The 23,651-nt window shown below is 41.8% G+C and carries 11 protein-coding genes; 6 read left to right on the top strand and 5 right to left on the bottom strand.

Annotated features, from left to right (window positions below; genetic code table 11):
- The 3 genes from HDE68_RS17975 to HDE68_RS17985 all read left to right on the top strand — a co-directional run bounded on the left by HDE68_RS17975 (position 1) and on the right by HDE68_RS17985 (position 2,914).
- Positions 1–951 (top strand): type IX secretion system membrane protein PorP/SprF, encoded by a 951-nt coding sequence (locus tag HDE68_RS17975; protein ID WP_183883614.1) that lies wholly within the window; start codon positions 1–3, stop codon positions 949–951.
- Between the two features lie 89 nt (positions 952–1,040).
- A complete protein-coding gene (locus HDE68_RS17980; RefSeq protein ID WP_183883615.1) occupies positions 1,041–1,916 on the top strand; it encodes a helix-turn-helix domain-containing protein in 876 nt (291 codons plus the stop codon).
- 107 nt (positions 1,917–2,023) lie between these two features.
- On the top strand, positions 2,024–2,914 hold the full coding sequence (locus HDE68_RS17985) for an alpha/beta hydrolase (RefSeq protein WP_183883616.1): 891 nt from the start codon (positions 2,024–2,026) through the stop codon (positions 2,912–2,914).
- 123 nt (positions 2,915–3,037) lie between these two features.
- Here the strand turns inward: HDE68_RS17985 and HDE68_RS17990 are convergent, their stop codons facing one another.
- Both HDE68_RS17990 and HDE68_RS17995 read right to left on the bottom strand, forming a co-directional pair.
- Positions 3,038–3,922 (bottom strand): DMT family transporter, encoded by an 885-nt coding sequence (locus tag HDE68_RS17990; protein WP_183883617.1) that lies wholly within the window; start codon positions 3,920–3,922, stop codon positions 3,038–3,040.
- A 272-nt stretch (positions 3,923–4,194) separates the two neighbouring features.
- On the bottom strand, positions 4,195–18,858 hold the full coding sequence (locus tag HDE68_RS17995) for a non-ribosomal peptide synthetase (RefSeq protein WP_183883618.1): 14,664 nt from the start codon (positions 18,856–18,858) through the stop codon (positions 4,195–4,197).
- Between the two features lie 379 nt (positions 18,859–19,237).
- On the opposite strand from HDE68_RS17995, the gene HDE68_RS18000 reads away from it, so the two are divergent.
- Positions 19,238–19,426, top strand: a complete 189-nt coding sequence (locus HDE68_RS18000) for a hypothetical protein (protein ID WP_183883619.1) — start codon at positions 19,238–19,240, stop codon at positions 19,424–19,426.
- Between the two features lie 38 nt (positions 19,427–19,464).
- Entirely contained in the window at positions 19,465–19,641 is a 177-nt protein-coding gene (locus HDE68_RS18005) for a hypothetical protein (RefSeq protein WP_183883620.1), read from the top strand.
- A gap of 56 nt (positions 19,642–19,697) precedes the next feature.
- On the opposite strand, the gene HDE68_RS18010 is transcribed toward HDE68_RS18005, so the two are convergent.
- Both HDE68_RS18010 and HDE68_RS18015 read right to left on the bottom strand, forming a co-directional pair.
- Positions 19,698–21,071 (bottom strand): sulfatase, encoded by a 1,374-nt coding sequence (locus HDE68_RS18010; RefSeq protein ID WP_183883621.1) that lies wholly within the window; start codon positions 21,069–21,071, stop codon positions 19,698–19,700.
- Positions 21,072–21,091: 20 nt separating this feature from the next.
- Entirely contained in the window at positions 21,092–21,412 is a 321-nt protein-coding gene (locus HDE68_RS18015; RefSeq protein ID WP_183883622.1) for a hypothetical protein, read from the bottom strand.
- Between the two features lie 148 nt (positions 21,413–21,560).
- Here HDE68_RS18015 and HDE68_RS18020 point away from each other — a divergent pair, with 148 nt between their 5' ends.
- Entirely contained in the window at positions 21,561–21,890 is a 330-nt protein-coding gene (locus HDE68_RS18020; RefSeq protein ID WP_183883623.1) for a hypothetical protein, read from the top strand.
- 8 nt (positions 21,891–21,898) lie between these two features.
- Here HDE68_RS18020 and HDE68_RS18025 read toward each other — a convergent pair whose 3' ends face one another.
- Entirely contained in the window at positions 21,899–23,578 is a 1,680-nt protein-coding gene (locus tag HDE68_RS18025; RefSeq protein WP_183883624.1) for a sodium:solute symporter family transporter, read from the bottom strand.
- Between the last annotated feature and the right edge of the window lie 73 nt (positions 23,579–23,651).

Here is a 23,651-nt window from a genome sequence, read left to right on the forward strand (position 1 = left end):
ATGAAAAGAATTAAGACCGTTATGAAGAATCAGACTCCACATAAATCAAATAAAACAGCAAAAATCCTGCTGCTAACGCTATTCCTGTTGGGAACAACCTTATACAGTAAAGCACAGTTAACTCCTTTCCAGAACATGTATTTTCAAAATAAATACATCTATAACCCGGCCATGGCCGGGTTAAGCGAAGGCTTAAACATCAATGCAAATTATCGCCAGCAATGGAGCAACTTCCCTGGAACTCCAAAAACAGGGCTGCTAACTGCAGATCTTCATGCCACCGATAAAGTAGGCCTTGGTCTTAATGTAACAGCTGATGAAGCAGGATTAATCAAATCTACCCGCGTAATGGGTACCTATGCCTATCACTTAAAGCTGGCAGGCGAAAACAGGCATTTAAGTTTTGGTTTGTCTTTAGGCGTAAGTGATTCCAGGGTAAAATACAGCTTGATCAATGGCGATCCTACCGACCCGGAGATTGCCCGCTATAACCAGCTTAAAGCTTATCTGGATGGTGATTTCGGAGCAGCCTATACCAGTAACAACCTGTATATCGGCGCAGCATTACCTAATATGAAAAGCACTTTTTTCAAGAATTCTGATGAACGCTTAGACGTAAATAAACCTTTATTTATTGGTATTGTAAGTTATAAAATCCCTGTCGGTGATGGTGGTAATTTTAAACTGGAGCCTCTTGCAGGGCTACGTGTCATCAAAGGGAATACCGATATTGTTGACGTAGGTGCGAACTTCAATATGGACGAGTATGGTTTATTTTTCCAGACTATTTACCATAGCAGCCAGAGCCTTGGATTTGGTGCAGGACTGGATCAGCAAAACTTTGGCCTCAATATTTCTTATAATATTGAAACCGGCCCGCTGACTACTTATACCAACGGAACTTTTGAAGTCGGTATTAAGCTGAAGCTATTTAATAAAAAGGCAAATTAACCCCCCGGTTAAAAACACCCGTTCCTGAAAAGGAGCGGGTGTTTTTTTATTCAATTGCTTATGTTTGCATGATTATCTGATGCCATATCATGATCCCAACCTATAAAATTGAAGACTTCCCTTCTAATAAAGCAATTGAGAATTTATTTAAACTCGAACGATTTGAAGAGCTATGCTGGCCAAAAAATTTAGAGTGGCCCCATAAGCACAATTTTTATCAGCTCATCTGGTTAACTGAAGGCGCATTTACCCATACCATAGATTACCACGATATTGCGGTTCAAACAGATACCCTGCTCATTACTTCTCCCGGTCAGATCCACCTCTTAAATTCGCCAGAAAAGGTGAAAGGTTATAGCATTTCCTTTACAGAACAATTCCTGCTTGCCCACCATACCCAGGAATCAGTTTTTGAATTAACCTTTCTGGATGAAAGTCTGGCTGCCCCCTATTTATGTTTAGATGAAAATGCAAGAAAAGAACTCAAAGCCATTATTGATCCGATCATCGAAGAGCTGAACAGAGGGCAAAAAGCTCCAATAATTATCAATGCACTCCTTTTCGCCCTGCTCAACCGCATCCAGAGATTAATGGCCAAAGCAAAACCAGCAGTTACAGATTCTTTTCAGGTAGTAGTATATAAGAAGTTTAAAAAACTGGTAGAACAATATTATAAAGAAGAATCTGACTTAGCGTTCTATGCTGGCAGGCTGAGTATTTCCTCCAATTATCTGAATAAGATCATTAAAAATGTAACAGGTAAAACTGCCGGGTTGATGATTCGTGACCGGGGTTTGATTGAAGCAAAACGGATGCTGGTCTACTGTAATCTCTCCATAGGTGAAATTAGTGATCTGCTCGGGTTTAAAGACTTTTCTTATTTTTCCCGCCACTTTAAAAAACAAGAAGGGTTTACTCCGGCCGGATACCGCAAACTCATGCACAAAAAATATATCAACAAATAAACCATCCCGGATATCCGGCACAGAAAGTACCAATCCTGAACACTAATGTGCTAACAGATCTGTTAATCTAACCTGAAATTTGCTTCTATTATATGACTAATAAAAGCATGGATAAAAATTTAAAGATTGCCAGGGATTATTTTAAAACTTACCTGGACTTACAAGCCCCTATTCCTGAATTGCGGGTTCAGGCAGATAAAATGTATGCGACATTACCAGTAGCAGATGATATTAAATATGAAACAGTATCCTTATCGGCAGGAAATTTAAAAGGGGAATGGACAATTTCTCCTGAAGCCAGGGACACCCATGTTCTGTATTATATACATGGCGGTGCATTTTTAATTGGCAGTCCGGCCACGCACCGCGGAGAAATCAGTGAACTTGGAAGAGCGGGAAAAATGAGAACATTTGCCCTGGATTACCGTCTTGCACCTGAACATCCATTTCCTAAGCCTTTAGAAGATATTCTGGAAGGATATATATGGCTGCTAGATCAGGGGGTTGCTCCACAAAACATCATCATTTCTGGTGATTCTGCGGGTGGAAATGCAACAATTAATCTATTTATTTCTTTGCGTGATCAGCGCATACCTATGCCAGCAGGCGGAGTAATTATCTCTCCCTGGATTGACTTAGGTCAAAGTGGCGAAACTTATAAGACAAAGGAAGGCATAGATCCAATTGTAAATCTTGCAGCCATTAAAGCACAGACAGCAGCTTATTTAGGTGGTGCAGATCCTAATCTCCCGCTGGCCTCTCCTATTTATGCAAATCTTCATGGTATTCCCCCAACTTATGTAATTGCAGGAGAAGCCGAAGAGATGTTAAGTGAAGCTTTAACTTTCACTCATCATGCAGCGATGGCAGGAGTTCATGTCAGATTTGAAGTATGGCCGCAAATGATCCACAATTTCCCTTTATGGCATTCCATACTCCCCGAAGGGAAAGATGCGATAAAAAAAGCTGGTGAATTTATGATTTCTTTAACTTCATAAGCCTGATAAAATGCCCCAATTATCAAATGGCAATATTTCCAGATTCAAACAATCCGGGAGTTTTGCAGCTGATAAACGGGGCATTATTTAATTAACAGGCCTGTATTTTACCGCTACAAAAACCTATAGCAAAACAGGCTCACTATTTTTGGCTTTAACCCGGTACATCTGAAGGCCCAGGGAAATTAAAATAAATGATAATCCAATATAGAACCCTGTTGAAAGTACTTTATTCTCCTTGTATACTATAATCGCCAACGCTATTGTATATAAAGGCTCCAGATTATAAGTCAGACTGACTGTAAATGAAGATATCTTTTTTAATGCACTGGTAATCAAAAAATACATAAGCACAGTACAGAATACGGAAAGCACTACTAACCAGCCAAAATCATTCATAGACGGAACCAGATATGCTGCCGGAGAAAACAATAAAAATACAGGTAGTATAAAAGTCAGTCCCAGGCAACCACCTATCATTTGATTCAATATAATGGTATTGCTTTCATATTCCTGAACAAGTCTTTCATTGAATATGGTATAAAGGGCAGAAAAGATGGCCGATATGATTCCCAGAACTATTCCTAATCTGAAACTTGCATCCATACCAAAGATTAAAGCAATACCGCAAAGGGTCAGACTGCTTAAAGCTATCTCCTGAAAGGACAATCTCTTTTTATTGATTAAAGGAGCCAGAATAGCATTAAAAAAACTGGTTAATGCAAAACAGACCACACCCACCGAGATATTGGAGTATTTTATGCTCCCATAAAAGAAAATCCAGTGAATTCCCAGAATAAAACCTATGGACCCGATTCTAAATCTCTCTTTAAGCGGCAGATTTTGTTTTTTACCAGTGACTGATAAGTAGATCCACATCACCAGACCCGATATTAATAACCTGTACCAGCTAATCAATCCTTCGTTTAAATTTATCAACCGACCAAAAAGGCCCGTAAAACCAGCTAATAAAACTGCAATATGTAATTGTATATAAGACTTTTTCATTTGAATGAATTATGCAATTTGTTATTTCAAATTGCAAATAGATGAATATTTACTTGCTTGCCGAATTGGCATAATCGTTCCATCCGGATAATATATTATCATCCGTTCCGAAACTTATCTGAGTAAATTTAAGGTGCTGGAGGAGGAAGGCAGCCTTTATTCATCATAACTTTAATCCATTAGTGGAGCCCGAAAATAGGAAATAAAAATTAAAACGCCACTACAAAAATGCAGTGGCGTTTTAATTCATTATGATTCATCAGTCAGTATCATTATGATTCATCAATCAATGTCTCTTCTGCTGACACGAACACTCCTTTTAGTGTAAGCGCAAGCGCTTTGACAAATGGTTCACGAAGCATGCTAAAGTGATCTCCCGGTGTTGTCATCACTTTTACCTGGCGGGAATGCTCTTGCCACCCCAATGCATCATTACTATGCAGCAATGGATTCACAGTTGCCTTCACAATAGTCAATGGCACCTTTACTTTCCCCAAAACACGATAAGGCATTAGCATATTGGTAATATGCAAATCCATAATCCTGAAAATCAAATCCGTATCTTCTCTTTGCGTCACTACTTTATTTCTCAGCAGATCCGTCATACAAGGGATGATATTTTGTTGCATCAGGGTTTCAACTTCCATTTGCAATTCATCAGAAAATGAAGGGCTCATCAATCCCTGCATATTATATTTCCTGATGGCTGTCTGTACAAACTCCATTACCTGGGCCGCTTCAAAAATTTCCTGATCACCCTCCCCTTTCAGATTCGTCGCTGCATCCAGAATAACGGCAATCCCGACATCCTCACCAGACTGCTCCAGCTGTCTTATCATTTCATATAAAACATGTCCTCCAAAAGAGTGACCAATTAAATGATAAGGACCTTTGGGTTGTATTTCCCTTATCCAGGAAACTTGTAATGCAGCGATTTCCTCCATGCTATGCAGTGGCTTTTCGTTTTCCAGCGCGCCCATCATCTGTATTCCGTATAACTTTGCCCAATCTGAAAGTGCATTGGCCAGTTCATCATAACCTTCACTGGTACCATTCGATCCAGGAAGTAAAAAGACCTGCTGCTGCTTCCCGCTATGATTTAATAACAATACGTGTGCATTGACAGATTTTCTCAAAGAAAGCACCTGTTCATCAACCTTACGGTCTTCAAGCAAAAGGGCCAGTCTGATAATTGTACTGTGGCTCAGAATTTCCTGCAATTGAATATCATACCCTGCCTGGCGGATTCTGCCCAGCAAACGCAGTGTGCTGAGCGAGTGACCTCCAAGTACAAAAAAATCATCAGCAGTACTGATCTGTTTGATGCCAAGCAGCTGCTGCCATATCCCAAGCAGCATCCTTTCTATTTCATTAGCTGGTGCAACAGGTTCAGCTATGCCCGGCAAAGGTAATCCCAGGCTGATCAGCGAACGGCGATCGATCTTACCAGACAGGGTTAAAGGCAGTTCATCCATCAAAAACAGATGAGAAGGTACCATATAAGCAGGCAGGCGCTCCCGCAGCGCAGCCTCTATGGCCTCCACTGCCGTACTGGCTGCCGGTACCAGGTAAGCCAGTAATCTTTTATCTCCGAGCTCATCGGTATGTACTACTACAGCAGCCTGCTTCAGATCATCCTGCAATAACAAAACCGCCTCTACCTCAGCAGGCTCTACACGATAACCCCTTATTTTAACCTGATCATCTGCTCTTCCCAGATATTCAAGCTGACCATCAGAACGCCATCTGCCGATATCCCCGGTCCGGTACATCTTTGCTGCAGGGTCCCAGTTAAACTGGTCCGGGATAAAGCGTTCCAGGTTCTGCTCCGGGCGATTCAAATATCCCGGAGACAAACCTTCACCACTGATACATATTTCTCCCGCAACACCGGCTGGCAATAACTGCAGGTCTTCATCAAGAATATAAATCCTGAGGTTAGGAATTGGCTTTCCAATAGGCAAACGCCTGCCCTGTTCTCCTGCAGCATACCGGTAACGGGTAGCTACCACAGTACTTTCTGTAGGTCCATACTCATTGTTAAAATCAAGCCGTTTTCCCCAGAAAGCAGCCAGCTCCGGTGGACATTCTTCACCGCCAACTACAATTCGCTTCACGCTCTCAGCCAAAGAAGACTGTCCAAGGCTTTGAAGGAAACCAGGAGTAAGATCCAGATGGCTGATACTTTTTTCCTGCAATAGCAATCTGAACTTATCAGGGTCCTGTAAAGCTTCTTTTTCTGGTATAACCAGTGTTGCCCCATGAATCAGAGGTAAAAACACAAGCTGTACAGAGGCATCAAAGCTGAAACTGTAGAACTGCAATACGCGTTCTTCTGTAGTAAAACCAATTTCAGGGGCATAATACCAGATCAGGTTCAACACAGAGCGGTGTTTTACAGGTACGCCTTTGGGCATTCCCGTAGACCCCGAAGTATAAATCACATAAGCATTTGAAGAAGGTGAAGGAACAGGAAATGAAGAGGCTATCGGTGTATCGGTCATTGCTGTACTGATCCAGCAGGTTTTATCCGCCAGAAGCAGAGAATCAGGTTGCGCATGACCTACCATAAAACCCGCACCAGTATCTTCCAGTATTCCATTGATTCTCGCTACAGACATATCTGGCTCTACAGGTACATAAGCTGCCCCGGCTTTCATAATCGCCAGCATTCCGGCTACCGTATCTGCCAGCCTGTCTGCCAGCAATAAAACGAACATCCCGGGTGAAACCCCTGCTGCTATTAAACAAGTCGCCAGCTGGTCTGCCCATGTTTTTAATTCTTTGTAAGTATAATTTTTCCCTTCTGCAATCAAAGCTATGTTTTCGGGATAAAGTAAAACAGCCTCCTCAAAACAAGAAATCAATGTAGCATCAGAAGGCAATGCGGCATCCGTATCATTATATTCACGCAAGAGCAATCGCTGTTCCCTGTCCGAAAGGAAAGACTGCTTGCTGATCCTGTCAGTTAACCGGTGCAGGAAACAGTCCAGCACCTGATCAAAATAATGCTGCAGATCTTTTAGTGTTTTATCACTTTGCAGTGTCCGGCCCTGAGAGAATACAACAGCCATCGTATCGCCTGTAAGACTCACAGAACAGTCCAGAAAGGTATTCGAAAGCCCATAACTTACATTAGCAAGCCAGCGCTGATCAATAGATACATCCATCAGGTCCTCTTCCAGTTCATCATAGATATGGAAATTGATAAAATTGAAGATGATGTCAAAAAATGGGTTTTCCTGCGGAGCAGATGCGCCGTTGATCCTTGCAATTTCTGAAAGTGAAGTCAAATCATATGATTTCAGCAATTGCAGCTTATCTTCTACCTTTCTGAAATAACTTAACCAGGTATCTGTCCCATCAGGCATATCAAATACAAAAGGAACGGTATTCAGGAAACAGCCCAATAGCTGGTCCCCATCCTCTACCACCGGCCGGTTATTTGTCACCAGCCCAATGGTCAGCCTGCGGTGATAACTCAACATTCCAATCGTGTAAAGTGTGGCCCCCAGAAATATCCCTTTCAGAGAAAGCCGCTGTTCTTTAGCCAGGTTTTTCAAACTGTTCAGCATCTCTTTGCTATAACCAGCTACTAAATCATTATGATTTTCGGTTGCGGTAAACAAATCCAGCCGCTGATGGTCTTCCATTTCCATTTTCCAGAAATCATGGTTCAGACTGGCTTTACGGCCTACCATATTCTGCACTACAAAATCACGGTAACTTCCTTTAAGGCGTTGCATTGAAGGAATTGCGTTTCCCTTTTCGAGTTGCAGATACAGGTTAAAAAGTTCCGTATTAAAAGCCGCTACACTCCAGCCATCCAGGATAGCATGATGAAATTGCAGGACAAATACAGTTCCTTCCTGCCAGTTTACAAGAGTCGCACGCCATAAAGGCCCATTCTCCAGGTCAAAAGGTTTTTCACGTTCTTTCTCCAGATAGGCTCTTAGATAAGACCGCAGTTCTTCTGCATTGCTGCTGGTCCTATCCAGCAGGATTACTTTTACCGGCATATTTCTGCGTACTGTTTGCAATCCCTGTTCATGCAGATCAGGCTGAAACGTAGTTCTTAAAATTTCATGTTTAGCAACCACCATGCTCAGCGCCTGTTCAAATAGCGCAACATTCATATAACGGGCTACAGGATAAAGAAACTGATCGTGATAAACCGCCGATTCAGGATCACGCAGCGAAGCGTAAATCATACCACATTGAATATCACTCATTGGATAAATAGCATCCAATGGTTCCCTGCCAGATAATAATGGCATAAACCAGGCTTCCAGTTGCTGAAGTTCCTGTTCAACGGCAACCATTTCCCCGCCGTTTCCGCTATAGGAAGCCAGCAATTCTGCAAGTTCCAGAATCGTCCGGGAACGGTAAATATCAGCCACACTCACCTCCATGCCGGTCAGTTTCCGGATTCTTGCAGCTACTTTAACTACCCGGATAGAATCACCTCCAAGTTCAAAGAAATTATCTTTCACCCCTACACGGTCCAGGCCCAGTATTTCCATCCAGATATCAGCCAGCAGTTCTTCTCTTTCAGTTGCCGGGGCCTGATATTCTGCATGATGTTTCCATTGCTGATCTTCCAGACGGGAAAGAAAACCCCGGTCTGTTTTCCCGTTACCGGTCACAGGCATACGCTGTAAGGCAATCAGGTCTGCAGGTACCATATAATCTGGAATAGCAGCCGATAATTCCTGCCTGATCTGTTTCTGCAAAATCGCAGTAATATCCGGGAACAAAGGTATATTGGTAAAAGGAAGTTCAGGGTTTGCCTGGTATAAAGGAGCGATCAAATCCCCTTTAGGCTCCAGTTCCAAAAGCAGTTCCATCTGCAAAGGATCATTTGCAGGCATCATTCTAATCTGGTAACCTTTTTCTACCGCTGTATTCAATAAGAGCATAACTTTTTCGTTCTCTGCACCGGGCTGTTCCGTCGCACGGATAAAATCTCTTACGTTTATTGCGCTATGATTGTTTAAAGCATGAAGCAACTGACGCTCCTTCCATAAACGGGGATTTGGGATTCCGCTGATCGCAATTTCTGCCGGCAAATCTTCAAATAACTGTTCAGTCTTCGCTTTTATCCCATCCCATGCTAACCATGGAACCTCTCTCACCTCTTTTTTCAAGCCTATATGCAAAATAACTGTAAAACGGTAAAGACTGAGTTCGTTCACATAATCTCCTCCCTTCCACCTGATCTCTACATGGCTGATTTCCGGAAATTGAAGCCCAAGCTGATAAAAATAATCAGGAGTAAAACAAAGCTCCTCTTCTTTCATCATTTCCTGATCAACCAGCCATTGGAACTCAGCTACATCTGCGCGTTCCTGTATTTTTGCCAGAGAAAGACGCGATTTGAAGGCATATAGCAATCGGTAATCCCTGACATCGCCTAAAATAATACGTCCGCTGCCCTCCAGACGACTAATATTCGCTGCTATAATTCTGGTCAGATAATCCTCTCCGGGGAAATACTGAATCACGGAATTCATAATTACCGTATCCGTTTTTTCCATTTCACCGGCTTTCACTTCATGCGCTCCGCAAGCGCGTAAATGGGTAACCGGAAACTGTGCTGCATGCTGGCTCACGTGATGCCTGATTTGTGCGATAGAAACTTCTGAAAGGTCTACCCCCGCATAACTTTTGATATGAGGTGCCAGCTGATAATAAATCATCCCTGTACCACAACCAATCTCCAGAACATTTTCTGGTTGCTGAGATAAAATTACCCCGGCAATATCATTCAGCCAGGCTTCCATATCTGCTGCCGGAATCGCCCCTCCGGTGAAAGAATCATTCCAGCCTGCAATATTAAATTCCTCATCGCCGGTATCGGATGCAGAATTTCCATAAGTATCTTCATAGAGTATTTTCCAGTTATTCACCTGATCCTCATACAAGCTCTGCTCCAGTTCTTTAACAATCTCATGATCTGGCACATAATAACAAACAAGCTTTTTATCGTGTGCAGCATCGGCTTTAAGCACAACACAGTTTTCTGCCACCTGAGACAATCTGTTCAGGGCATGTTCTATCTCTCCGGGTTCAATCCTGTAACCCCGTATTTTAACCTGCGTATCAATCCGGCCAAGATATTCAATACTGCCATCTTCCATCCATCTGCCCAGATCTCCTGTTCTATAGATTTTTTCTTCCGGATCAGCGCTAAAAGGATGAGGGATGAAACGCTCCCGGGTTAATTCTTCCCTGTTCAGATATCCGCTGGCCACACCAGCACCTGCAACAAAAAGCTCACCCGGAACACCAATTGGCACAGGCTGAAGTCTGGCATCAAGGATATAAGCATATAATGTAGGGATCGGCTTTCCAATTTTACTACCTCCGCTGTTCATTTCCTGCTCACCAATCTCCTGGTAAGTTACATGCACAGTGGTTTCTGTAATGCCATACATATTGATCAGCTTACATTCAGGATACCACTGGTGCCATCCTTTTAAACGTGAAGGATGTAAAGCTTCCCCGCCAAAAATCACATAACGGAGCGAAAGTGGCTGCGGACTGCCGGATACATATTCCTGCAACACATAAAATGCAGAAGGGGTCTGATTAAGTACAGTCACTTTTTCAGTGCTGAGCAGAGAAGCAAAAGCGATGGTATCTTTTGCTATAGCGCGTGGCACAATCACTATTCTGCCACCATAAAATAAAGCCCCGTACATTTCCCAAACTGAGAAATCGAAACAATACGAGTGGAACATTGTCCAGACATCCTGTTCATTAAAATCATATAAAGGCACAGAAGTCATAAAAAGACGAACCACATTCCGGTGAGGAATAATCACTCCTTTAGGTCTTCCGGTAGAACCAGAGGTATATATAATATAGGCAGGATGTTCTGGCTCAACTGCCGGCAGCAGTTCAGTACTTTCCACATCCTCCAATTGATCAGATAAACAAATCAGTCTGGCAGTGGTCAGACTTTCCAGCACCGGAACGGTATGTTCCAGAACCAGAATTAAAGTAGCTTTAGTATCTTCCAGCATGAAGCGGATTCTGTCCTGCGGATATTCCGGGTCTACCGGAACATAAACACCGCCAGCTTTTAAAACCCCCATAATACCAATCATCATCTCCAGAGCATGACCTGTACAAATTGGTACCAGGCTGCCCTGAGTAACCCCTTCTCTGCGAAGTCTTACTGCCAGTGCATCAGAACGTTTTTCAAGCTGCAGATAACTCAGTCCCTGTGTTTCAAAAGTTAAAGCAATGCGGTCTGGTGTACGAAGAACTTGTTTTTGAAATAAGCTCACAATCGTTTCTTCCACAGGATAATCTGCTTCAGCTCCACTAAAATCCTGTAACAGCTGCCTGCTTTCTTCCGCTCCCAGCATTGGAATATCAGCTATTTTAACCGCTGGATTCAGGACAATTGCATGCAGTAATGCTTCAAAATGTTCCGTTAACCTGCGGATAGTAGACGCCCTGAAAAGGTCACTGCAATAAGCCACATCAGCATATAATCCATCCGCAGTTTCAAACACAGAAAAATGGAGATCAAACTGACTGGTCCGGTAATGACCGGCCGTTCTTTCCATCACTGCATCACCCATTTTCATAGCTGGCATCTCAGGTGCATTCTGTAAAACAAATACGACCTGAAATAAAGGATTACGGCTCGTATCCCGCTCCCCCATCACCAGTTTAACCACTTTCTCAAAAGGTGCTTCCTGATGATCATACGCTTCGAGCGTGGTTGCTTTAACCCTTTGTAAAACCTCAGAAAAATCCGGATCACCACTTAAATCTGTACGTAATGCCAATGTATTGACAAAAAATCCGATCAATCCTTCCAGCTCCTGCTGCATCCTTCCCGAAATGGCACCGCCCACACAGATATCATCCTGCGAACAATAACGATTTAATAAAACTTTAAATGCAGCAAGAAGTGTCATATATAAAGTTACATCCTGTTGTACCGAAAACTGTTTCAGCTGTGCTGTCAGCGTTTTGCTAAGCTTCAGCTTCATCGTTTCGCCACGTACGCTTTGCATGGCCGAACGTGCAAAATCTACTGGTAAATTCAACAAAGCTGTTCCAGCCAGTTTTCTCTGCCAGTAATCCAGTTTTGTTGCTAATGAGGCTTCTCTATTACGCTGCCAGCGGGCATAGTCACCATATTGAACCGGTAATACAGGCAATACTGGTATTTTACCGGCTGCATAAGCATGATAACTTTCTTCAAGTTCTTTAGCCAGGATAGACATAGACCAACCGTCTGCGGCAATATGATGAATATTGGCAACCAGTATATGTGTTGTTGAATTCATGCGGATAATATGTGCACGCAACATATGTTCTTCGGAAAGGATAAAAGGCCGGGTCACCAGCTCATCAATCAATCCGTGTAGTTTTTCGGGGTCCGAAGCTGCAGGATGATCATTTAAAACCTCAGCTTTCCAGGTATCTTTCTCCAGGATATGCTGGTATGGCAATCCGTCTTCCTGCCTGATTACCGTTCTTAAAACCTCATGCCTGTTTACGATATGATTGAAAGCACTGATTAAAGCATTCAGATCAAATACACCGTTGATCTTGAAAGTCACAATGATATGATACTGTATAGAACCATGAAGACGGTCGATAAACCAAAGGCGTTCCTGTCCGAAAGACACAGGAAGATGCCCTTCAGCCGAAGCATCCGGGCTAATGACTTCCAGCAATTGCACTTCATTTCCCTGCAGTCCATTGATATGTGCTGCCAGTCTGGCGATAGTTTTACAACTGAATAACACAGTAGGTGCTACCTCCAGGCCCCATTCATTTCTAATAAAAGCACTTACGCGCATAACCATCAGTGAATGCCCGCCCAATCTGAAAAAGTCATCATGGATACTAACCAAAGATATCTGCAACAGTTCCATCCAGATTTCTGACAACCTTTGTTCAGTTTGGTTACGTGGCATTTCCAATGGTCTGTCTTTAGTTTGTTCAGGGGCAGGTAATGCCTGTTTATCAACTTTACCATTTGCTGTAAGCGGGATCTCATCCAGCACCAGGATATGTGCCGGAATCATATAGGCAGGCAATTGTGTCTCCAGCCAGGTATAGACTGTTTCCTGTTCAAAATCAGGCTCAGCAACAACATAAGCCAATAACTGTAAAACACCTGTTGCATCCGTTCTGGTCAATACAACTGCCTGTTTAATCCATGAAGACTGCAATAAAGCAGCTTCTGTTTCTCCGGGTTCGACACGGAAACCTCTGATTTTCACCTGATCATCCTTCCGGCCTTCAAATGTAATATTCCCATCAGGGAGCCAGCGTGCAAGATCTCCCGTCCGGTATAAACGTTCATTGGTATCCTTTAAAAAAGGATGAGGAATAAAAAACTGAGCAGTCAATTCCGGCTGATGAAAATATCCATCAGCCAGGCCTGCACCACCAACATATAATTCTCCGGTTATCCCTATGGATACAGGGGATTGATTTTTATCCAGAATATAAGCACTGCGGAAACTCAGCGGTTTGCCTACAGGTACCTCTGCAGCCCCAGGTTCATTAAGCTGATAACTTAAAGAAAAGGTCGTATTTTCTGTAGGTCCATACCCATTAAATAATTGTAAATGCGGATAACGTGTCCTGACCATTTTTGCACGCGCAGGAGAGAAACGTTCCCCTCCAACAATCACCGCAGACAAAGTTTCAAACACAGTAATATCTGTATCTGCCAATAAATTAAACCAGCCTGTAGTGAAAAACATCTTGTTCACCTGTTGCTGACGAATAATCTTTTTTAGCTGTGTACTGTCCATCAGCACTGATTTTTCGGCCAGAATAAGCCGGGCACCATTCAATAAAGCGGACCAGTATTCAAAAGTAGCAGCATCAAAAGCAGGAGATCCGGCTGCCAGTATCCGGTCGCCTGGTTCAAAAGGGAAAAAACTCTTTGCTTTGACCAGACTGACTACATTCCGGTGAGAAACCAGTACTCCTTTCGGTTTACCTGTAGAACCAGAAGTATACATAATATAAGCCGGAGAATCAGCACTCAAACTAACTTTAGCTGCTGCTTGTGGCAGGATGATTTCATCTATCAGCACCAATTCAGCAAGATCAAACAGTGCCGCATAATTACGCGTTACTACTGCTACCGGACTATTCAGATCAGCCAGCAGAAACCTGATCCGCTCTAAAGGATAATCCGGATCTACCGGTACATAAGCGCACCCTGCTTTGAGTAAAGCAAGAATAGAAATGATCAGTTCCGGAGAACGGTCTATACAAACTGGCACAGGCATTCCGGGTTTTACACCTTTCTCTATAAGATAAGCGGCAAGACGTCCTGACTGCTCATCCAGCTGTCTGAAAGTCAATGAAGTGACAGCTGTTTGCAGTGCGATATGTTCAGGGTAAAGGGCTGCCTGATCCTTAAACAGAGAAACAATAGTTTCCTGGCCAGTGTACCGCTCCTGCTCATTACTAAAATGCCTGATTTCCTGTATTTCTTCAGCAGACATCAGATTTATTGCTGCAATCTTTGCCCCGGGCTCAAGAACAATTGCTTGTAAAAGATTTTCAAAATGACCTGTTAACCTGCGGATCGCAGACTCCATAAACAGGTCAGTACAATAAGATACTTCTGCAATCAGACCACCAGGGGTTTCAGTGAAAGAAAAATGAAGATCAAACTGACTTGTCCGGTAATTTGGCGAAATACTTTCCAGCCGGGCTGAACCTAGCTTCATCTCAGGCATCTCCGGGGTATTCTGCAATATAAATGCCACTTGAAATAAAGGGCTGCGGCTAGTGTCACGGTCTCCGGTTACGAGTTTAACTACTTTTTCAAATGGCGCCTCCTGGTGGTCATACGCTTCGAGCGTTGTTGCTTTAACCCTTTGTAATACCTCCAGAAAATCAGGGTCAGCACTCAAATCTGTTCTTAAAGCCAGCGTATTTACAAAGAACCCAATCAAACCCTCCAGATCCTGTTGTACCCTTCCTGAAACAGCAGTGCCCACACAAATATCATCCTGGGCACAATAACGATGCATCAGGACTTTAAATGCGGACAGCAAAGTCATGTATAAAGTCACGTCCTGCTGCGCAGAAAGCTGTTTCAGCTGTGCTGTTAAGAGCTCACTAACCTTAAAATTAATAGCGTTACCATTTACACTCTGTACCGCAGGGCGGTTAAAATCCAAAGGCAGGTTTAATGCTGTCGTTCCCGACAACTTTTGCTGCCAGTAATCCAGCTGGGGCTTCAAAGCAGTTTCATGCTTGCGCTGCCAGCGGGCATAATCCCCATATTGTATATTTAATACTGGTAATTCAGGTTCCTGATCTCCCGCATAAGCATGATAAGCAGCCATAAGCTCCTGATAAAAAATCGACAGCGACCAGCCATCCGCAGCAATGTGATGAATATTTGTCACTAACAGCTGTTCTGTTTCGCTGATCCGAATAATATGCACACGTAAAAGATGTTCCTCTGAAAGCATAAAAGGCTTACTCAGCAAGCTGTCCACCAGCTCCTGCAATTTTTCAGGATCACTTGCTGCTGCATGCTCATTTAAGACTTCCGCTTTCCAGGTATTTTTTTCCAGGATATACTGGTATGGCAATCCATTTTCCTGCCTGATCACCGTTCTTAAAACCTCATGCCTGTTTACAATGTGATTGAAAGAACTGAGCAAAGCATCCAGATCAAATACTCCCCTGATCTTAAAAATCAGCGGAATATGATATTGTACAGAACCATAAACACGGTCGATAAACCAAAGGCGCTCCTGCCCGAAAGAAACAGGAAGATTTCCAGCAGCAGCGGCATCCGGACTGATCATTTCAAGTACCTTCACTTCCTTCCCCTGCAGTCCATTGATATGTACTGCAAGTCTGGCGATAGTTTTACAATGGAATAATACAGTTGGAGCTACCTCCAGGCCCCACTCATTCCTGATAAAAGCACTTACCCGCATAACCATCAATGAATGTCCGCCCAGTTTAAAAAAGTCATCATGAATACCAATTAAAGGTCTTTGCAATAGCTCCATCCAGATTTCTGACAAACGTTGTTCAGTTGGATTACGTGGCATCTCTACCTGTTTATCTTTGGTTTGCTCAGGAGCTGGCAATGCCTTTTTATCTGTTTTACCATTAGCTGTTAGCGGAATCTGATCAAGTACCACCACATGTGAAGGGATCATATAGACAGGCAATTGTGTTTCCAGCCAGCCCAGCAGGGCTTCCTGTTCAAAATCAGATTCAGGAACTACATAGGCGATCATTTGCAGCACACCTGTAGCGTCTGCTCTGGTAAGCACTACTGCCTGTTTAATCAGTTCTGATCTGAGTAATACAGCTTCTGTTTCTGCGGGTTCCACCCTAAACCCCCTGATTTTAACCTGATCATCCTTACGTCCTGCAAAAGCGATATTACCATCAGGAAGCCAGCTGGCAAGATCCCCTGTCCGGTATAAACGTTCTCCACTATCTTTAACAAAAACATGAGGGATAAAAGCTTTCGCTGTAAGTTCTGGCTGGTGGAAATAGCCACTGGCCAGACCTGCACCTCCAAGATATAATTCGCCGGTCACACCTATAGGCAACAGCTCCAGGTTCTCATCCATAATATAAGCACTCCGGTAGTTTAAAGGCCGGCCTATCGGAATTTCAGCAAACTGATCATCCTGTTTAAGCTGATAGCTTAAAGAAAATGTGGTATTCTCTGTAGGCCCATACCCGTTATATAGCTTCAAATCCGGATAATCTGCTAAAACCCTGGCTGCACGCTGCATAGAAAATCTTTCCCCCCCAACAATCACAGCCGAAAGATTTTCAAAGACGGCAAGATCCGTATCCGCTAATAAGTTAAACCAGCCGGTAGTAAAAAACATTTTATTCACGCCATAATTGCTGATGATCTTTTTCAGCTCTGTGCTGTCCATCAGCCTGGCTTTATTGGCCAGAATCAACTGACCTCCATTCAATAAGGCAGACCAGTATTCAAAAGTTGTCGCATCAAAAGCCGGAGAACCTGCTGCCAGTACCCGGTCCCCAGGATTAAAAGGAAAATAACTTTTCGCTTTAACCAGACTGACCACATTCTGGTGTGATACAATTACTCCTTTTGGCGTACCTGTAGAACCGGAAGTATACATAATATAGGCTGCTGAATCAGCTGCAATGCTGACCTCCTGTATCAGGGCATGAGACAACCTGAGTTTATCCATTAAAATTAATTCCGGAACATCAAACAACGAAACATAATTTGCTGTTGTAATTGCTATCGGACTATCCAGGTCAGCAATTAGTATTTTAACCCTTTCCAGGGGGTACTCCGGATCTATCGGCACATAAGCTGCACCACACTTCAACAGGGCTAGTATGGAAATAATCAACGCCGGTGAACGGTCTATTCCTACCGGAACCGGTACCCCCGGTTTTACACCTCTTTCCTGCAAATGATAAGCCAGGCGGTCAGACTCCTGATCCAGCTCTGCAAAAGTATATGAAAGGGCCTCTGATTGTAAAGCTACTGCATCCGGACGAATTACTGCCTGCTCCTTAAACAAAGATACTATAGTATCTGCGGAAGCATATTTCTCCTGTTCATTACTAAAATTTTTAAGCAGTTGTAATTCCTCGTCTGGCAGGAGCTGAATACCGGAAACCGGAAGATCTAAGGCACCAGGGAATTGCTCCAGAATGGAGATAAACCTTTTCGCAAACCAGGCGATCTCTTCCGGATTGAAATAAGCATGGTTATAAATAAATTCAATCTGTGCCGGATGGCCTTCTCCAAATTCCTGCCAGAATATTTCCAGTGGTACCCTTTTATGGTTATTTCTGATCAAACAGAAATCAGCCTGAGTATCTGTACCAAAATCTGGTGTAAAATCAAGTCTTCCATAGTTTACAATCACATCGAAAAGGGGCGTTTCCTCACCCGAATTACCAGTTAATGTTTTCAGCTCACTTGGCAGATAATGATAATGCGGGTAATCTTCTCTCCATGTATTTGATAACCGGGCCATCAGTTCAGATAGTGTCTGCTCAGGAATATAATGACCACAAAAAGGTAATAATCCAGAAAACATGCCTACACATTTTCTTTCCTCCCTTGTGCCTCTTTTATGCAGTGAAACCCCTAAAACAGGCTGATGCTGACCTGTTGTCCTTGCAAAATATATAGTCAGTGCTGCAAGCATCAGTTTCTGGATTCCTGCAGTACTACTGGTATTTAAAGTTTTGATGATGGCGTCCTGCGCCGGATTCAGGGTAAGCAGATGTATACCACTGCTCTGCTGTTCTACTGGTTTATATTTTTTATTCAGCAGAACCGGAAAAGCACCCTGAATTTTCTGCTCCCAGTATTTCTTTGTTGCCGCATAAGCTGATGACTGATAATAGTCAGCTGTGGTTTTCATCAGGCTGAGATAAGAATGGTTTTTAGTATTTATCGCCTTCTTATCCGCTCTGAAATACTCACCTAAACTATTCAGCCAGTTTGAAAGACCAAAACCATCCATGACCAAATGATGAAATCTCGAAAAATACCAATAGCTGCCTTCATCGATTTTTAACAAATAATGTTCATGAGCCAGAACATCAGGTTTCAGCCGCATAGGTTTGTCCAGCAGTTCCTGCATCCATACCCGCGCATTTTCTTCGGGATTTGGCCGGGTACTAAAATCTTTTTCTGTTAAAACATCTTTGTAGTCCTGATCTGATGCCAGGGCAATAGGTTCCGGATAATCAAAATCAAACCTGAGCCGGAACACATCATGTGCAGCTAATGCATTCTCCAGTGCAGAAGAAAACCAGGCTTTGTCTAAATGACCTGTCAAAATCAGATAAAAACCCAGATTGTAATCCGGACTATAATGATGCATGAGCTGATCAATATAAATATCTTGCTGAGCGGGATGCAGGGGAAACTTTTTTTCAGTCATAAATTTATTTTTAAAAACTTAGAAATTTCAGGATTAAATAACAGAAGTTTAATACCCCACAAACGCACACATTATCTATAATAGCAACAAATGATTAAACAACGATATTCATAAAGATATATTTATTAATATAGCCACAAAAATTATTTTCACTGAAAACAACCACTATTTGTAATTTAATATTTTATGTAATAATATAATTACATTTTACAGCCATAACAGATAACCAAAATCCTATCTTTTATGTTAAAATGTTATTTCCAGGAGAATCAGATAAAGAAAGGAACTTCAAAATCTCAGAGGATAAATTGTATGGATAAAATTATGACAAACCATTTATACGAACGCTTGTTATAGCGGCAAATCAATATAGGCTGTTATGAAAGTAAAAATTAAAGACAAAGACAAATTTGATCCTGTTAAAGGATTCTCTTATCGCAAACGCGGATATTATTTCCATGCAGATGAAGATTTCAGAGAAGATTGGGATTGGGGAAAAACAAAAACTGAAGGATTAGCTAAAGATCATTTGGTAGAAAAAAAGACTACCGATAGCCTTATCTCTTAATTGATGTCCCTGTAACTAAGAATTATATATAAATCATCATGGAAAAGAAAAGAAAAAAACCATCAGAAATTGATACGCATAAAGCAATGACAAAGGCTGGAGGTTCAAAACCAGAAAAGCCAAAAACAGATGAGCCGCTTGCTGAGAAAGACGAAGTAAAACAAGCTGAAGAAAACATGCGTAAACATGTTACAAATGAGCATAAAGCGCGTTAAGGTAAAGGTGCCAACCTACCTTTATACGATTACAAGAAGATAGGTTGACTATTCCGTTAATTCTCTGTTTGACCAGGATATCGATCAAAAAGCAATTTCATTTGCTCTGCTATTTTCGGATTCTCTTCAATTACATTCACCTTTTCACCCGGATCATAAGCCAGATTAAATAATTCAAATTTACCTGCGGTAATTTTATCCGAAATACCATTGGTTGACTGACCGCCTTTAACTTCTCTGTATTTCCAGTTGTCTTTTCGTACAGCCTCACAAATACCGCTGTTAACTATATAAATCTCCCGGTGTGGAGGATGTTTAATGCCTTTTTGCAGCAGCACATCAGCAATAGCCTCTCCATCAAGTGTTCTGCCTTCAGGCAATGGCGTACCAGCCCATTTAGCCAATGTAGGCAGCACATCCAGATTACTGATCATATCAGTAACAACTGCCCCTTCAGGAGTATGATTTTTCCAGTAGACGATAAAAGGCTCACGCACCCCACCTTCATAACTTTCACCTTTACTTCCGCGAAAGATCCCTGCTGTACCGGCATGCCAGCGTTTTGTAGCCCCATCAGCAGACATCCGGTCTGGAAAATCTATCCACGGTCCGTTATCACTGGAAAAAATAAATATAGTCTGTTCCGCTAAACCCTGCTGCTCTACAGCGGCCCATACTTCTGCCAGACTCGCATCCAATTGTTCTACCACATCTCCAAGCGGCCCGCCTTCAGAACGTCCCCGGTTCTTTTTCGAAGAGGCAAATGCAACTGGTAAATGCGGCATATTGTGCGCCAGATATAAGAAAAATGGCTTATTCTTCTGCTGTTTCTTAATATAGCTTACTGCCTCATTTTTATACAACTCAGTAAGAGATGAATCAGCAGGTCTGATAATTTCAGGTTTACGGTTCCTGAAAATCTTTAAAGTCGTATCTGTTTTCACATAAGGTGCGTGATAATCATGACTGTATAACATCCCATAATAAGAATCAAATCCCTGCGCATTTGGATGGTTATAAACTTCATGATCTCCAAGGTGCCACTTCCCTATCATTGCCGTATTATAGCCCCCTTTTTTCAGCATTTCTGCAATGGTGACCTCCTGATCATGTAATCCTTGCGATGATCCTGGCCCGATGACAACAGGCAAATCCATTCGGGTAGCATATCTTCCAGTTAATAATGATGCCCTGGAAGGTGTGCAGGAAGGACTGGTCACTACATAATTAGTAGCCCTGATTCCTTTCTGAGCCATCTTATCTAAAAATGGGGTCATTATAACCGGATTACCATAACAACTGAGATCAGAATATCCCATATCATCGGCTAATACAAAGATAATATTAGGCTGTTGTTTCTGCTGTGCATAAATATTTCCTGAAATAAACAGGAAAATATAAAGAAAGACATATTTAATTAGCGAATTCATATCATTTTTTGAGGCAGGTTTTAATCTTTTAAATCAGAAATGCTGTAAAGTCCTATATAGAGTATAAAAAACAAAGCAACTAACCCCATCAGCACAAGACCAATAATTGCAATCACTTTACTTGCTCTTAAAATTGAAATAGAACTGCTTGTATATAAGTTTGGATTGGCTTTGTAAATCGCATTCGATTTATTATTTAAAACTACCGCAATAATCCCCAGTACAAAACCTGGCAGCAGATAAAAGAAATAGCCGAAAAGAGACATAATTGACAGTGCAAATATCAATGCGCTATCGTTAATGGGCTTTTTGAAATAGGGTGGTTCAGTATTTAAATACATAGGAACAATGCTTACAGATTAAATATAATTATATATCCTGATAAACTGGCTTAATTGCCCCCTGAAATTGCCGTATTCACCCCCTTATTTTCAAAATTAAAGCGTCTAAATTTAATAAGCAGTAAAAAGACAAATTAAAACAAAGGCTATGAAACCAGTTAGTGACAGAATGTATTCAATTATCGTGTTATATGATATGTATACGAGTTTTTTTTCCAGAGTAATTGATGGAATTTCTGATCAGGATGCTCAGAACAGACTAAACACTAAAGCAAAGATTAAAATCAGTCCGCTATTAAAAGAGATATTATTAAATATCACCGATGAAAAACTTGACAGTCTATTTGAAATGATGCCAGGACAAACCTTCTCCATTTATGAACTCATTACTTTCACCACCTACCGGGAAGCGAGTTGTATCGGACAAATTGCTTTATGGCGCAGACTGTTAAATTATCCAGCTATGAAATACGATTAATTAATTAATTACCAGAAACGTGCATAAATAGCAATAAGCAGCAGCATAATTGAAACAATCAATATAATCGAAGATGGTTTGAGCTTAAACATAGCTGCATCCAGTTCAAAAGCTTTTGGATTGAGACGCGGACCTAATAAACTTGTGCCCACCATCACCAATACAGTAATAATAAATGACCAGCTCAGACAGATAAAAAATGGGATTTCATACCGGCCATCCATATTTGGAAAAGCAGTGTATAAAAGCGTTTCAGGACCAAATACCCGCACGGCAAACTCATTAAAGAAAACGGAGATGATAAAGCCAAAAATAATTCCGGTAAAGGCAGCCAGACTGTTAGTCCTTTTCCAGAACATGCCCAAAATGAAAGTCGCAAAAACACCGGGACTGATATAGCTCGTATATTTCTGAACAAAAGTATAACCTCCTGCCCTGCCAATTCCCAGTAAATCATTCCAGGTAAATAAAACCGCCACGATCATTGATATCACAATCGCTATCCGTCCTATCCATACCATACGCTGCTCGCTTGATACTTCATTGATATGTTTCTTATAAATATCAAGCGTAAAAATCGTAGATATACTATTACATTTTCCAGCTAAAGAAGCGACAATAGCGGCAGTCAGAGCAGCCGCAGCCAAACCTTTTAATTCAGGAGGTAAAAGTCCCAGAATAGCCGAATAAGCACTATCCTTTCCACCTGTTAACTGCAAATGTCCTCCTTTATACAGTACATAAGCAATAATTCCCGGCAGCATGACAATAACAGGCATTAATATTTTAAGTAAACTGGCAAATAAAATCCCCGTACGGGCTGTTTGTAAATCAGCACCCAATGCACGCTGAGTGATATACTGATTACAGCCCCAGTAATTCAGGTTACTAATCCACTGCCCGGCCGCATACATACCTACTGCCGGAAGAATCAAATATTTATTAATATCCACCTGCGAAGCGCCTGCTTTGGGTTTGGCCAGCATCAAATGAAAATGTTCAGGAGCTTCTTTCAGCAACACTTTAAAACCAGCTATAGCATCACTTCCAACGCCAAATTTTTCACCCACAATAGTTAAGGTCATATAAGTGGTTGCCAATCCCCCAATAATTAAAACCCCTACCTGAATTACATCCGTATAACCAATTACGCGCATTCCGCCAAGTGTGATTATAATAGCAAATACAGCCAGGCAGATCATAACGATATGAAAATAATCCCCTCCTATAAGTCCATTAATCGCTAATGCACCTAAATATAGAATTGAGGTTAAATTAATAAAAACATAGAGAAAGATCCAGAAAACACTCATAATCAAAGCCACACTTCCATTATACCTGTTTTTCAGGAACTGAGGCATCGTATATATTTTGTTCCTGATATATACAGGCATAAAGAACACAGCCACAATGATTAGAACAGCCGCGCCAAGCCATTCATATACTGAAACAGCAATCCCGGCGAAGAAACCTTCACCACTCATTCCAATAAATTGTTCTGCAGAAATATTAGAAGCTATAATTGATGCCCCTATAGCCCACCAGGTCAGAGAACCCTCGGCCAGAAAGAAATTCTTTGAATCATTAACCTTACTTTTTTTTCTGTAAACGTAGTATCCATATAAAGCGACAATGACAAAATAAATTACAAAGACGCTAATACCCCCCAGTGAGAGTTTCGAGTTCATAGCTAATAATTAAGAGTTGAGGGCAATCGGATTCATTACATTTATAAAAATCGTTGAAGTAAATGTAATGAAT

The organism is Pedobacter cryoconitis, assembly GCF_014200605.1.
Classification (GTDB): Bacteria; Bacteroidota; Bacteroidia; order Sphingobacteriales; family Sphingobacteriaceae; genus Pedobacter; species Pedobacter cryoconitis_B.

Bases quoted from the DNA above. Each gene is read 5' to 3' on its own strand.
- HDE68_RS17975 (WP_183883614.1), top strand. From the start codon at position 1: ATGAAAAGAATTAAGACCGTTATGAAGAATCAGACTCCACATAAATCA.
- HDE68_RS17980 (WP_183883615.1), top strand. From the start codon at position 1,041: ATGATCCCAACCTATAAAATTGAAGACTTCCCTTCTAATAAAGCAATT.
- HDE68_RS17985 (WP_183883616.1), top strand. From the start codon at position 2,024: ATGGATAAAAATTTAAAGATTGCCAGGGATTATTTTAAAACTTACCTG.
- HDE68_RS17990 (WP_183883617.1), bottom strand. From the start codon at position 3,922: ATGAAAAAGTCTTATATACAATTACATATTGCAGTTTTATTAGCTGGT.
- HDE68_RS17995 (WP_183883618.1), bottom strand. From the start codon at position 18,858: ATGACTGAAAAAAAGTTTCCCCTGCATCCCGCTCAGCAAGATATTTAT.
- HDE68_RS18000 (WP_183883619.1), top strand. From the start codon at position 19,238: ATGAAAGTAAAAATTAAAGACAAAGACAAATTTGATCCTGTTAAAGGA.
- HDE68_RS18005 (WP_183883620.1), top strand. From the start codon at position 19,465: ATGGAAAAGAAAAGAAAAAAACCATCAGAAATTGATACGCATAAAGCA.
- HDE68_RS18010 (WP_183883621.1), bottom strand. From the start codon at position 21,071: ATGAATTCGCTAATTAAATATGTCTTTCTTTATATTTTCCTGTTTATT.
- HDE68_RS18015 (WP_183883622.1), bottom strand. From the start codon at position 21,412: ATGTATTTAAATACTGAACCACCCTATTTCAAAAAGCCCATTAACGAT.
- HDE68_RS18020 (WP_183883623.1), top strand. From the start codon at position 21,561: ATGAAACCAGTTAGTGACAGAATGTATTCAATTATCGTGTTATATGAT.
- HDE68_RS18025 (WP_183883624.1), bottom strand. From the start codon at position 23,578: ATGAACTCGAAACTCTCACTGGGGGGTATTAGCGTCTTTGTAATTTAT.